Source organism: Pelotalea chapellei (assembly GCF_018531195.1).
Lineage (GTDB): Bacteria > Desulfobacterota > Desulfuromonadia > Geobacterales > Pseudopelobacteraceae > Pelotalea > Pelotalea chapellei.
In genome coordinates this window covers 128,290-141,316 of record NZ_JAHDYS010000002.1, presented here as the reverse complement: position 1 = coordinate 141,316, position 13,027 = coordinate 128,290, and the positions used below count along the sequence as shown (strand labels likewise).

The 13,027-nt window shown below is 52.2% G+C and carries 10 protein-coding genes; 4 read left to right on the top strand and 6 right to left on the bottom strand.

All coding sequences use genetic code 11. The annotated features are described in order from the left end of the window. Nucleotides 1-42: 42 nt before the first annotated feature. From KJB30_RS02555 to KJB30_RS02545, 3 genes are all read left to right on the top strand, one after another. The gene (locus KJB30_RS02555) at nt 43-1,761 is read left to right on the top strand and encodes a SulP family inorganic anion transporter (RefSeq protein ID WP_214296369.1); all 1,719 of its coding nucleotides are present in this window, start codon (nt 43-45) and stop codon (nt 1,759-1,761) included. A gap of 96 nt (nt 1,762-1,857) precedes the next feature. Next, complete coding sequence (locus KJB30_RS02550; protein ID WP_214296368.1) at nt 1,858-2,808, top strand: peptidylprolyl isomerase; 951 nt, start codon at nt 1,858-1,860, stop codon at nt 2,806-2,808. A 100-nt stretch (nt 2,809-2,908) separates the two neighbouring features. Beyond that, nucleotides 2,909-3,976: a peptidylprolyl isomerase gene (locus tag KJB30_RS02545; protein WP_214296367.1), complete on the top strand. Its 1,068-nt coding sequence runs from the start codon at nt 2,909-2,911 to the stop codon at nt 3,974-3,976. Nucleotides 3,977-4,086: 110 nt separating this feature from the next. On the opposite strand, the gene KJB30_RS02540 is transcribed toward KJB30_RS02545, so the two are convergent. The 6 genes from KJB30_RS02540 to KJB30_RS02515 all read right to left on the bottom strand — a co-directional run bounded on the left by KJB30_RS02540 (nt 4,087) and on the right by KJB30_RS02515 (nt 10,084). Further along, nucleotides 4,087-4,824 carry a response regulator gene (locus KJB30_RS02540; protein WP_214296366.1) on the bottom strand — a complete coding sequence of 246 codons (738 nt, stop codon included), beginning with the start codon at nt 4,822-4,824 and terminating at the stop codon, nt 4,087-4,089. A 79-nt stretch (nt 4,825-4,903) separates the two neighbouring features. Next, entirely contained in the window at nt 4,904-6,367 is a 1,464-nt protein-coding gene (gene hldE / locus KJB30_RS02535; protein WP_214296365.1) for a bifunctional D-glycero-beta-D-manno-heptose-7-phosphate kinase/D-glycero-beta-D-manno-heptose 1-phosphate adenylyltransferase HldE, read from the bottom strand. After that, nucleotides 6,360-7,319: a GSU2086 family protein gene (locus KJB30_RS02530; RefSeq protein ID WP_214296364.1), complete on the bottom strand. Its 960-nt coding sequence runs from the start codon at nt 7,317-7,319 to the stop codon at nt 6,360-6,362. Before KJB30_RS02530 ends, hldE begins: the two co-directional genes overlap by 8 nt. Beyond that, entirely contained in the window at nt 7,316-7,885 is a 570-nt protein-coding gene (gmhA, locus tag KJB30_RS02525; protein ID WP_214296548.1) for a D-sedoheptulose 7-phosphate isomerase, read from the bottom strand. Before gmhA ends, KJB30_RS02530 begins: the two co-directional genes overlap by 4 nt. A gap of 16 nt (nt 7,886-7,901) precedes the next feature. Continuing rightward, nucleotides 7,902-8,927: a glycosyltransferase family 2 protein gene (locus KJB30_RS02520; protein ID WP_214296363.1), complete on the bottom strand. Its 1,026-nt coding sequence runs from the start codon at nt 8,925-8,927 to the stop codon at nt 7,902-7,904. 113 nt (nt 8,928-9,040) lie between these two features. Next, nucleotides 9,041-10,084, bottom strand: a complete 1,044-nt coding sequence (locus KJB30_RS02515) for a rod shape-determining protein (RefSeq protein WP_214296362.1) — start codon at nt 10,082-10,084, stop codon at nt 9,041-9,043. A 166-nt stretch (nt 10,085-10,250) separates the two neighbouring features. Between KJB30_RS02515 and ileS the strand changes: the two genes are divergently transcribed. Further along, entirely contained in the window at nt 10,251-13,025 is a 2,775-nt protein-coding gene (gene ileS, locus KJB30_RS02510) for an isoleucine--tRNA ligase (RefSeq protein ID WP_214296361.1), read from the top strand. Nucleotides 13,026-13,027: the final 2 nt, after the last annotated feature.

Sequence of the window (13,027 nt, the reverse complement as noted above, 5' to 3'; positions counted from 1 at the left end):
ATTAGCCAGCAATAGAAACTTCACATCAGAAGGAGAAATCTTTTGAAATCTTCAAGGATGTACACATGGTTGCCCAAATCAGTTGAGTCTCTCAAGGGGTATAAGCGCTCTGATCTGATTGCTGACCTGACCAGCGGCATTACTGTTGGCCTTGTCGCCTTGCCACTGGCAATGGCTTTTGGCATCTCTTCTGGTGTGACTCCCCAGGCAGGCATATATACCGCGATTATAGCCGGTTTTCTCATTTCAGCGCTTGGTGGTTCGCGTTGTCAGATAGGAGGGCCAACCGGTGCCTTTGTGGTAGTTATAGCCGCCATTATAAGCAAGCATGGCCTGTCCGGGCTGCTGATGGTAACTATGATGGCTGGCTGCATTCTGATTTTTCTGGGTTTGACAGGTTTGGGGAGTGCCGTCAAATACATTCCCAGACCGGTCATCATAGGATTTACCAACGGCATAGCGGTTCTGATCGCCTCTACCCAAATCAAGGATTTTCTTGGTTTAAAGGTGGCCGGACAAGTTCCCAGCGAGTTTATCGAACGTATGCGCTTCATTTTTGAGCATATCCGTACCACAGATCTGCTGACAGTTATCCTGACACTTCTATCCTTGGCAGTAATCCTGCTTATGCCTCGGATCACCAGGCGGGTGCCCGGTTCTATTATTGCACTGGTTGGCGTAACCGCGTGCGTAGCTTCGTTTGGAATACCTGTCGAGACCATAGGTACAAAGTTCGGGGGTATTCCGACCGGACTTCCCCACTTCGCGTTGCCTGAATTCAGGCAGGACCTGATCATCCCGCTGTTACCCGCCGCTTTGACAGTGGCGATTCTGGCTGCAATCGAAAGTCTTCTTTCAGCAGTTGTGGCCGATTCAATGAGTGGTGACCGTCATAATTCCAACGTGGAACTGGTTGCACAAGGGATTGCAAACCTTACGGTTCCCTTTTTCGGTGGTATCCCGGTCACCGGGGCCATCGCCCGTACTGCCACCAATATCCGCTCAGGAGCCCGCTCCCCTTTCTCAGGCATTATCCATGCTGTGACACTGCTGTTCATAATCCTGTTTGCGGCTCCTTTGGCCCGATTCATCCCCCTCGGCACATTAGCAGCCGTTCTTTTCGTGGTGGCTTACAACATGGGTGAATGGCGGGAGATCCCGATGATTCTCCGACTGAGCAGTAAAGATATTTCGGTCTGGTTGATTACCTTCATCCTGACGGTTGTCGCCGACCTGACCATTGCCGTTGAAGTCGGCATGACTCTGGCCGCCCTGCTGTATATTTATCAGGTTTCCCGTTCTACAGTGGTTGCGCCGCTTACAACCGAAACACTGGAAGAGGCTAAAAACCATATTGTTCAGGATCATAATATTCCCCACTATGTGAGTATGTTTCATGTTCAGGGGCCGTTTTTATTCGGTTCAGCAGAAAAACTGCATAAATTGGCTCTTTCCGTCGACAAGTTGCAGCCGGTGGTCATTCTTCGTTTACGCTACATGACAGCAATCGATGCAACCGGAATTTATGCCATCGAGCAATTTTATGAGAAGTTGCATGCATCAGGAAGGATGTTGATTCTCTGCGGTGTCCGGGGGGAACCGCGCAAGATCCTGCTTAACTCTAATCTTCCCCGCCTGATGGGAGCCAGAAATATTCTGCCCAACATCCGTTCCGCATTGCATCGCGCGGAGACAATCGAGGAAGGTTTTGGTGGAATCGGTGACGATGCTGCTGCAGGGCTGGCAGAAGCTCCTGCATGACCGGCAGGCAGCCAGAAAGCGCTTGATAAGGGCCTGGTGTTATGCTAGTTTTTATAAGTTTTTAACTACTTTAATGTATCTGCAAAAGGAGATTCCGTGAAAGCTATTACCACTGCTAAATGTATTGCCGTTACCCTGTGTGCAGCTGCACTTTTCGGCTGCCAGGGCGGCTCGACAACTTCAGGATCAAAAGCTGAGTCAAAAAAAGAAGGCCAGGTACTGGCGGAAGTGAATGGCAGCACCATCACCACCGGCGACTACAACAGGGAACTCAAAAATTTGCCGGAGTACCTAAAGGCAATGGCCGATACTCCTCAGGGTCGCAAAGAAATGCTGGATACCATGGTTATCCGTGAGCTGATCCTGCAGCAAGCATCCAAAGAAGGTGTCGACAAAGGACCTGAAATCGAAGAGAAAATGAAGGATCTGAAAAAACGTCTGATTGTCGAGGCTTATCTCAAGAAAAAGGTTGAAACCGACTCACAGGTTTCAGATGCCGACCTGAAGAAGTTCTATCAGCAGAACATCGATAAATTTAAAGCTGGCGAGCAGATCAAAGCCAGCCATATTCTGGTAAAGACCGAAAAGGAGGCCAAGGACCTGCTTGCACAGATTAAATCAGGCGCAAATTTTGAGGAACTGGCCAAGAAACATTCTGTTGATTCATCTGCAGCAAAAGGTGGTGATCTGGGATGGTTCGGAAAAGGCTCCATGGTACCGGCTTTTGAAAAAGCGGCCCTTGCTCTGAAGGAAGGTCAGGTTTCAGATGTGGTAAAGTCAGATTTCGGTTTCCATATCATCAAGTTGACCGGCAAGCGCCCTGCTGGCACTCGTCCGTTTGAAGAGGTGAAGGAGCAGATCAAGGGCGCCATCATGCCTACAAAGCAGCAGGAAATTTTCCAGAAGATCAAGGAAGATCTCAAGAAAGATGCTAAGATCACGGTCAAGGAAGATGCTTTGAATGCCATGGGTGGCAAGAAGGAAAGCGCTCCGGCACCAAACGAAATAAAGCCGGCAGCTTCAGCAGCTCCGGCTGAGAAAAAATAATTGTAGAAGCGGTAGTATATCCTGACTGTGTGAACACAACCGAAAGGGTGGGCCTGTCGTGCCCACCCTTTCGACATGTAAGTCCTCTGAAGAGGTGAGTATGACCACCCGAAATGTTATATCTCTATTGCCACTCTGCCTGCTCTTCGTCTCCGGTTGCGCTCATAAGGAACCTGTGCCTGTAACCAGAGATGTGGTCGCGACAGTCAAGGCAGAGCAGCCCGAAGCGGCGCCAGCCACCATTACCAGTTCCGGTAAGGTGATCAATGCGGTGGCCGCTGTTGTCAATGATGAAATTATCACTTTGTATGAAGTAAACCGGGAAGCGCAATCAGCCATCAGGGAAAAGGAGAAAAAAGGCGCTTTAGATGATGCGGAGCGACATCGGATCCGACGTGCCGCGCTGGACGCTCTGGTGGAAAAACACCTGGTGGAACAAAAGATACGGGAACTGAACATCAAGATTAGTGAAGAAGAAATTCGTCAATCCATAGATGACGTCAAAAAGCAGAACAACATGTCCCAGGAGGCGCTTGTTTCGGCTCTGGCCGGACAGGGACTCTCCTTTGATCAATATCGCAGTCAGCTGACGGAGCAGCTTGAAAAGCTCAAACTGATCAGCATGGAGGTCCGCTCCAAGATTCTGGTTAGTGAAACAGAAGCGCGGGAGTTTTATGAAGCTAACAGGATAAAATATGCCGAAGAAGATGCTTTTCGCGCCAGGCACATTTTCTTCAAGGCTACTGAAAAGGCTTCATCCGAGGAGATCAAACGCAGCATGACCACGGCTCTCATGGTGCTGGCCGAGGCCAAAAATGGCAAGGATTTCGCTGAGCTAGCCAAGACCTATTCGGAAGATCCTGCAGCTCGTAAGGATGGCGGAGAGTTGGGACGTTTCAGGAAGGGGGATATGCAACCCGAACTGGAGCAGGCAGTAATCTCCCTGAAACCGGGGGATATAAGTGAACTGGTTTATACCCCTGCCGGGTTTCACATCATCAAGCTGGAGGAGCGGATAAGTGGCAAGATGAAGCCGTTTGAAAGCGTTAAGGGTGAGATTGAAGAGTCGCTGTACCGCAAGAAATCGGAGGAACGTTTCAGCCAGTGGGCCAAGGATCTTCGCGCCAAGGCCACGATCGATATCAGAGACTTGAAGGGACTGTTGTAACTCTTCTGTGGGAGCTTTCGGGCGCCCTTGATAATAGTATCATCAGTAATAAAAACAGCCGTTCCTGATTAGGGAACGGCTGTTTTTGTTGTAAAAAAACAAACTGGAAATCAGTCGCGTCGGCGCAGATGGCTAAGAAATTCTTCGCAACTGAGTTCTTTTTTACGTACCAGGTGCGCAATATCTCTGCTCATGGCGGTTTTTTCTCCATCTTTCATTTCACTCTTTAGTAACACGAATACCGGCATATTACCGCTGTAAGGGTAGAGACGGAGCTTTTCCAAAAATTCAAAAGCCGACATGTCGGCAAGCATCATTGCACAGAATGCAAGATACTTCGGTTTGATAGAAGTCAGAGCCAGCGCTTCCTTGCCGTTATAAGCCATGACAGCTTCAAAACCAATTTTTTCTACAGTTTTGGCAAGTTTTTCCTCGCCATTGCGTGACACGATAAGAGCTTCCAGGTCCCATGTTTCGGCCTCTTCTGTCAGTCCGTAAATTGCGAGTCGATCCAGCAGGTGCGTTTCGTCCAGCGGAAGAGTAAAAAATCCGGCAACCGGAAAGACTCCGCCCACCGCTCCAGATTCGCTGAGGAAGATCGGCAAAACAGGTATGTTACGTGTAGCAGGATTTTCTTTGATCTTGAGAAGCAGTCCCCAACCGTCATCGGAAAAGGGGGAAATATCCAGCACAATCCCCAACGGGCGTGATTCAGCCAGATCATCCAGTTGTCCGAGGCAGCAGTTGTACCCTCCTGTTTCAAGATACGAGCGGAGAAGCACTTCACGCCCACTCTCGGGTTTGACACCCATAACCCACAGTCCCCTGTCACTGGATTTACACACCATGGCCCGCTCCTATATGATAATTTTATCAGCTCATAGCAGATTTGGCAGACTAAAACCACCTAAAATTAAAAGAGTAAAGTTAGGAATACCGCTCCAGAACTCGTTCTATAATGTTGGTAGTTGATTTTCCATCAACAAAAGATACAAGTTCTACTCTGCCGCCGTACGCTTCAACCACTTCTTTTCCGACAACACCTTCAGGCGTGTAGTCGCCGCCTTTGACAAGAATATCAGGTCGGAGGGCAGTTATCAGTTCCAGCGGAGTATCTTCATCGAAAATTACTACATAATCGATGCAATTCAAGGCGGCCAGAATGTGGGCACGCTCCTCTTCGCCGATCAAGGGGCGATTCTCTCCTTTCAGGCGGCGTACCGAGGCATCGCTGTTCAAGCCGAGGACGAGCAGATCCCCAAGGTTGCGGGCTTTTTGCAGATATTTGACATGGCCCGCATGCAGCAGGTCAAAACAGCCATTGGTAAAGACGATGCGTTTGCCACGTGCTTTTTCTGTTGCAATTGTCGCAGTCAAAACATCACGATTTTTAATCTTTGAATCGCTGTCGCTGTGCACAAGTGCTACGGCACTGATGATCTCATCCGCAGAAACAGTAGAAGTTCCCAGTTTGCCGACCGCTATGCCGGCGGCCACATTTGCCAGGCGGGCAGCCTCGGTAGTACCCATGCCGGCAGCTATGCCGATGGCCAATGAGGCCAGCACGGTATCACCTGCCCCGGATACATCGAAAACTTCCCGGGCTACAGTGGGAATATGCACAGCCCCAGAGTCCAAGAAGAGTGACATACCTTCCTCGCTACGTGTAATCAGCAGGTGGTCAAGTCCGGCAGTCTCCATGATCTTCCGTGCGGCCTGGTCAAGGGAAGCATTATCACGAATGGGGATACGGGCTGCTGTTTCTGCTTCTTTACGATTGGGAGTAAGGAGGGTTGCCCCGTGGTAGCGGGTATAGTCGTCTCCCTTGGGATCGACCAGAACCGGAATTCCAACTGAGCGGGCTGCACTGATTATAGTGGCGACTACCCGGGGAGTGAGTACACCTTTGAGATAGTCGGACAGCAACACTACCTTAAATCGACTGATATTGCCGGTGATCCACTCGCAAACCTGTTGTTCCATCTTATCGGAAATGGGATCACGCGACTCCCTGTCTATGCGGACAATCTGCTGGTTAGCTGCAACGACGCGAGTCTTGCGGCTGGTCCTGCGCTCAGGGTCCTTGAATATTGCATCGATGGTCACGTTTCTGCGATTGAACTCCTTGATCAGGGACCAACCGTTGTCATCATCTCCCACAACTGAGCAGACTTGGACCTGAGCACCAAGTGCAACCAGATTGTTGACAACATTGCCGGCCCCTCCCAGACGCAATTCCTCGCGGACTATGTCCACCACCTGCACGGGTGCTTCCGGTGAAATCCGTTCGGCTTTTCCCCAAAGGTATTCGTCAAGCATCAGGTCGCCGACCACCAGACAGGTGATATCACCTATGTGCTGAAAAAGAGATTCAACAGTTTTCCTATCCATGCTTGGCTCCAATTTTGTCCAGGATACCAGCGGCCAGGAGCGGAAGCATGATTTCATGATGACCGGTAATGGTCAGGCCGCGGCTGGTACCGGCTGTGGGACGTTTGACGACGTTCTGCAGGGGGCGGTAGTGCTGGGTCATGTCGAAGTTGGCAGTTGTGAAGTGATCTACGTGGAAGCCAAGATTCTGGGCAACAGAGAGAGCCTTGAGAAAAACTTCAGGCATGATCACGGCACTGCCTATGTTGAGAAATACGCCGCCATTGCCGAGTGTGGACACAACCGAGGTGAACAACCGGAAATCTGTGAAGGTGGCTTGGCCAAGAAGAGCACCGTCACACAGCGGATGCTGATGGATGATGTCTGTTCCCACAGCCACATGCACGGTTGCCGGAATTTCCTTTTCATAGCAGGTTGCCAGCAGACTGGAGGCAATGTATGGATTTTGATTTTCCACGATGAAGCGCCCAAGCGCTTCCCCGTATCCGATTCCGTCGGCGACACCGGCTGCAAGTGCGCTATTGATGTCGTGTCCGGTCTCTTCGGCCATGCCGAAGGTGCCGCAGTGCAGGACAGCTCCCACATCTTCACTGGTCTCGCCGATCAGTGAGATTTCGTAGTCATGGATGCTGGCTGATCCGTTCATGGCTACGGCGGTGATGATATCAGCTTCGATCAATTTTTTTAAAACCGGCTGAAGACCACATTTGATGACATGCCCGCCAATGGCGATGGAGACGGGCTTGCCGTTTTCACGGGCCTTGACCACTGCATTAATGACGCTATTCAGGCTTTCACCCCCCAGTTGGTTGGGTAGGGCCGCCAACAGGGCGGAGACGCTCATACCCGGTGTAATGTCACCCGCAAAGTCACGTTTCAGGGAAACCTTGTTGTTGCGATCGCTGATCGGATAGGTGCTGACTCCGGAAAGGTCCATCGGCTTGATTTTCATGTGAAGAGTCCTTTTTCCACCAGGTCGCAGACAATGTGGATGATGGTGATGTGAGCTTCCTGCACGCGGGGCGTGTCATTGGTGGGAACAACCAGGGCCACATCGCAGATGTTTTTGATGCTGCCACCATCTCTACCTAACAGTCCAATGGTGCGGCAGCCGCGTTCCTTAGCCAGTTCAAGCGCTTTGAACACATTGGGAGAGTTGCCGCTGGTGGAAAGTCCTATCACGATATCACCGCTTGCAGCCAGGGCCTCAATCTGACGGCTGAAGACCGCATCAAAACCATAGTCATTGCCGATGGCCGTAAGAATGGAGGTATCTGTGGAAAGTGCGATGGCCGGCAAAGCGGCACGCTCCAGCTTGAAGCGCCCCACAATTTCCGCTGCAAAGTGCTGACTGTCCGCTGCAGAACCGCCATTGCCCATGATCAGCACTTTTTTGCCGCTTGTGAAGGCATTGCTCATTATCTCGACCACTTCGGCAATCTGAGGGGTCATCTGTTGTTGGATCAGCGTCATTACCGAATGGTGATCCTGTAGCTGTCGTGCGATCTCATCTATCATAATCATAGTCCCCCCATTAGAGTTCAGTGGTGTGTTCCCATAAGGAAGACAGCTCTGCCAATGGGATCGGCGTAACGCTGTCGGAAAGTAACGTGTCAGCACTGCACTGGACGATGATCGCTTCAGGAGCAGCAGCCTTTATGGACGCGAGTCGCTTGAGCAGGTCACGCCGCGGTGCCAGCATGGGAAGTTTTTGCAGGGTAATCCCGGTGTGCAGGCAATCCCAGCCAATGCGATGGAAGTCGGCAGCCTGTCGACGGTGTAATAGCAATGTGAAGGTATGCCCCCGTCGGGCTCCATCCAGGATGGTGTCTATTGGGACCGCCAAACTGCCGGCTTCGGCCTGTTTGCCGAAGTAAATGCAGAAGTGGCGGTTAATCCCCCAGTGCGCTTGGTAGTGGGCGCTACTGGAGAGTTCAATTTCCCTGCGGCGTTCAGGGGAGCCGAACACAACTTCCGGATGGCACGTGAGCATCGAACCGGAGCTGACGCTGGTGCGATATCCCCTGTTCCAGGCACGTCGCATATAATCCCGGAGGCACCATTCAGCACCGTCCATCTCTTCATTGAACCCGCCGATCAGCATGTGCAGCTCACCTTTGATGGCCAGAGCCGAAAAAGTGAGGCTGAAGGTTTCTATTACCGAGCAGCCGGTAGCGATTTTCGGAACCTTTATGGTGTCGCCTCTGAAAAGTGGCGTTGCCAATCCTCCCTGGGCGGCTTCCAGTAAGTTTTCAAGCCAGCCAGAGGTTACTTCGACGTGCGGGCGTACAATTACAGCGTAGTCACTGTCCGAGCGTGACAAGCCCATATTGATTGCTTTGATCAACCCGAGGTTGCGGTCAGAGGAGATGAACAGGCCGCGTTCGCCCAAGGGCTCGGAGAACTCCTCCAGCATCAGTTCGGTTTCACGATTACTGCCGTTGGCAATGATAATCAGGCGTGCCTCAGGCGAATGGGCAAGGATGGCAGCAAGGCATGCACGGGTTTCAAAAGGCTTGTTCCAGACAGGAACAATTATGTCGACTGTGGGAGATGGCATATTCAGGGGAAAAGGAAGAGGTATAACAGAGGTACGGAGTACAGAAAATCTTCCACTTTTAAGGCTTGCGGAGATGCTCCTCTGTGCTCCGTATCTCTGTGCGGACTTTTGTCTTAAAACGAGATCGATACGCGGCGCAGCAGGTCGAGCTCATCCAGAACCTTGCCGGACCCGAGAACAACGCAATCCAACGGGTTTTCGGCGATCAGTACCGGAACCTTGGTTACCTCCCGCAGCAGCAGATCAAGATTGCGCAGTCCTGCCCCGCCACCGGCCAGGAAGATGCCCTTGTCCACGATGTCGGCGGCCAGTTCGGGAGGAGTTTTTTCCAGGCAGATCAATACGGTATCTACGATGGCATTGACCGCTTCCTTGAGCGCTTCACGGACTTCATCGGAGTTGACCTCGATGGTTTTGGGAATACCGGAAACCAGGTCGCGCCCCTTGACGACTTTGGTCAGGACTTCGGGTCCGGGATACGCCTCGCCGATATCGATCTTGATCGATTCAGCCATGCGTTCACCGATCTGCAGATTGTATTTTTTGCGAATGTACTGCACGATCGCTTCGTCCATCTTGTCGCCTCCCATGCGGGTGGACTGGGAGTAGACAATGCCGGCCAGGGAGATGACGGCAACTTCGGTGGTGCCACCGCCGATGTCCACAACCATGTTGCCGGAAGCTTCGGTAATCGGCAGGCCGGCCCCAATGGCGGCGGCCATCGGCTCTTCAATCAGGTATACTTCCCGGGCTCCGGCAGATTCCGCAGATTCCTTGACTGCGCGCTTCTCCACCTGGGTGATGCCTGAGGGCACGCAGATTACGATGCGCGGGCGCACCAGTGTCTTGCGGTTATGGACTTTGTGGATGAAATAGCGCAGCATTTCTTCGGTGATGTCGAAATCAGCGATGACGCCGTCTTTCATTGGGCGGATGGCGGTGATGGAGCCGGGGGTGCGACCCAGCATCAGTTTGGCTTCCATACCTACCTTGAGTACCATCTGACGGCCGTTCGGCATCCGCTGTACGGCAACAACGGAAGGTTCGCGTACAACAATCCCTTTGCCTTTCAAGTAGACGAGAGTATTTGCTGTACCGAGGTCAATGGCCAGATCGTTGGAGAACAGGCCAAAGAGGTAGTCGAATATTTTCAGCATTTTTATGTCCTTTCAACAGGCTTTTTGAGTAAAAGAAGATTGAAAACACTAGCAGAGTGTTCCTGCAATTGCAAGGATGAAAGAACCTGTTTCCTTGACATTTCAATGGTATCTCTGTAGCTTATTTAGATTTTGTGCACCGAACAGCTATCGAGGAGACCATGCCATGGAATATAAAGACACATTGAATTTGCCCCAGACAGATTTTCCCATGAAGGCCAATCTGGCCCAGCGCGAACCGGAAATTCTTACCAAATGGGAGCAGAACGGTCTGTACGCCGCCATGGAGACAGCAGGGCAGAGCAGGCCGCGCTATGTGCTGCACGATGGCCCTCCCTATGCAAACGGTCACATTCACATCGGCCATGCCTTGAACAAGATCCTCAAGGATATCATCCTGAAGGGCAAGCGTATGGAAGGGTTCCATGCTCCTTATGTACCGGGGTGGGACTGTCATGGGCTGCCGATAGAACTGCAGGTCGAGAAAAACCTCGGCTCAAAGAAGCAGGGTGTTTCAAAGCTGCAGATGCGCAAGCTCTGCCGTGAGTATGCCGCTAAATTCATCGACATTCAGAAAGAGGAATTCAAGCGCCTGGGAGTGCTGGGTGATTGGGAAAAACCCTATCTGACCATGAACTACGAGTATGAGGGACTGACTGCCGCCGAGCTGGCCAAATTCGCCCACAACGGCGGCCTTTACCGAGGAAAGAAACCGGTGCACTGGTGTTCATCCTGTGTTACTGCGTTGGCCGAGGCAGAGGTAGAGCACGCTGATCACACCTCCCCTTCGATCTTTGTCCGTTTTGCAATCAAAGATGACCTTTCCGCTGCAATTCCTGCTCTGGCAGGCAAGCAGGCTTATGTCGTCATCTGGACCACCACCCCCTGGACTATCCCGGCCAATCTGGCGGTGGCGCTGCATCCCGATTTTGAATACGTTGCGCTGGAAACCGAGAAGGGTGTGCTGATCGTAGCAGAGGGGCTCAAGGACAGTTTTCTGAGCACCACCGGCTTGACCGGCAGCGTGCTGGCCAGCTTTTCGGCCACGGTTCTGGAGCGGAAACGTGCCCAGCATCCCTTTTATGATCGCGATTCGATCATTCTGCTTGGTGATCACGTTACTCTGGAGGCAGGTACCGGCTGTGTCCATACGGCCCCCGGTCATGGCCAGGAAGACTACGAACTAGGGCTCAAGGAAGGTCTGGAAATCTACAATCCTGTCGACAATTACGGCAAGTATGTTTCAACCCTTGAGTTCTTCGGTGGCCAGCAGGTTTTCAGCGCCAACCAGAGCGTAATTGACAAACTGACTGAAGTGGAAGCACTGCTGCATGTTTCCAAGATCGTCCACTCCTATCCCCATTGCTGGCGCTGCAAAAAACCGATCATCTTCCGCGCAACAGAGCAGTGGTTCATCAGCATGAAGCAGAACGAATTGCGCACCAAGGCGCTTGAAGCCATCGATCACGTGCAGTGGATCCCCAAGTGGGGGCGCGAGCGGATCTACGGAATGATTGAGAATCGTCCTGACTGGTGCGTGTCGCGCCAGCGTTCCTGGGGGGTTCCGATTACGGCCTTTTCCTGTACCGCCTGCGGTGAGTACGTTGCCGATGGTGCCATCATGGATCACGTGGCCGAAATTTTCAAAAAAGAGAGTTCGGATGTCTGGTTTGACTGGGCTGCGGAGCAACTGCTGCCGACCGGGACGGTCTGTCCCAAATGCGGATCCGCTTCTTTTGAAAAAGAAAACGACATACTGGATGTCTGGTTTGATTCCGGCGTATCCCATGCCGCTGTCCTGGAGCCGAATCCACAGCTGGGCTCACCGGCGGACATGTACCTGGAGGGGAGCGACCAGCACCGCGGCTGGTTCCATTCCTCGCTGCTCGAGAGTGTGGGTACCCGTGGCCGCGCTCCCTACAAGAACGTGCTTACCCATGGTTTCGTGGTTGATGGTTCCGGCCGCAAGATGAGCAAGTCGGTCGGCAATGTGGTGGCTCCGGAAGAGGTTATTAAAAAATATGGCGCCGAGATCCTGAGACTGTGGGTGGCGGCCCAGGATTACCGGGATGATATCCGCATATCCCAGGAAATTCTGACCCGCCTGTCCGAGGCTTATCGCCGCATTCGCAATACCTGTCGCTACATCCTGGGCAATATCAATGATTTTGACCCAGCCAGAGACAGTGTGGAGCCTGCAAGCATGCCGGAGATCGATCGGTGGGCACTTCACCAGCTGGAGCTGCTCAAGGAAAAGGTACTGAACTGTTACAATGATTACGAGTTCCATGTTCTCTACCATGCTGTTAACGGCTTCTGTACTGTGGAAATGAGCGCTTTTTATCTGGATATCCTCAAGGACCGGGTCTACACCAGCAAGAAGGACTCTCTGGAGCGCCGCAGCGCACAGACCGTGATGTACCGCATCCTTGACACCCTGCTGCGCCTGATTGCGCCGGTGCTTTCCTTTACCGCTGACGAGGCTTGGACCTATCTGCCGGGTGAGCATGAATCCAGCATCCATCTGGCAGCTTTCCCGCAGCTTCATCCGGAACTGAAGGATGATGTGCTGGTGGAACGCTGGGAGCGGATTATGAAAGTGCGCAGCGACGTTTCAAAGGCACTGGAAGTGGCCCGTACAGCCAAGACTATCGGGCATCCCCTTGATGCCGCTGTTGCCATCAGTGCTCCGGCCGACCTACTTGGCTTCTTGCGTGAATATCAGGCGGACCTGGCCAGCATCTTTATTGTCTCCAGGGTATCATTGGCGGAAGAACTCAGCGGCGAATGCTGGAGCTCCGAAACTATTGAAGGGTTTAAAGTTCAGGTGACTGCTGCGCCTGGCGAGAAGTGCGAACGCTGCTGGTGTTACAGTGAAGAGCTTGGTAAAAATGATCAGTATCCTGCTATTTGTCCCAAGTGCACTGCAGCGGTGCAATAGTT

Bases quoted from the DNA above. Each gene is read 5' to 3' on its own strand.
- KJB30_RS02545 (WP_214296367.1), top strand. From the start codon at position 2,909: ATGACCACCCGAAATGTTATATCTCTATTGCCACTCTGCCTGCTCTTC.
- KJB30_RS02540 (WP_214296366.1), bottom strand. From the start codon at position 4,824: ATGGTGTGTAAATCCAGTGACAGGGGACTGTGGGTTATGGGTGTCAAA.
- hldE (WP_214296365.1), bottom strand. From the start codon at position 6,367: ATGGATAGGAAAACTGTTGAATCTCTTTTTCAGCACATAGGTGATATC.
- KJB30_RS02530 (WP_214296364.1), bottom strand. From the start codon at position 7,319: ATGAAAATCAAGCCGATGGACCTTTCCGGAGTCAGCACCTATCCGATC.
- gmhA (WP_214296548.1), bottom strand. From the start codon at position 7,885: ATGATAGATGAGATCGCACGACAGCTACAGGATCACCATTCGGTAATG.
- KJB30_RS02520 (WP_214296363.1), bottom strand. From the start codon at position 8,927: ATGCCATCTCCCACAGTCGACATAATTGTTCCTGTCTGGAACAAGCCT.
- KJB30_RS02515 (WP_214296362.1), bottom strand. From the start codon at position 10,084: ATGCTGAAAATATTCGACTACCTCTTTGGCCTGTTCTCCAACGATCTG.
- ileS (WP_214296361.1), top strand. From the start codon at position 10,251: ATGGAATATAAAGACACATTGAATTTGCCCCAGACAGATTTTCCCATG.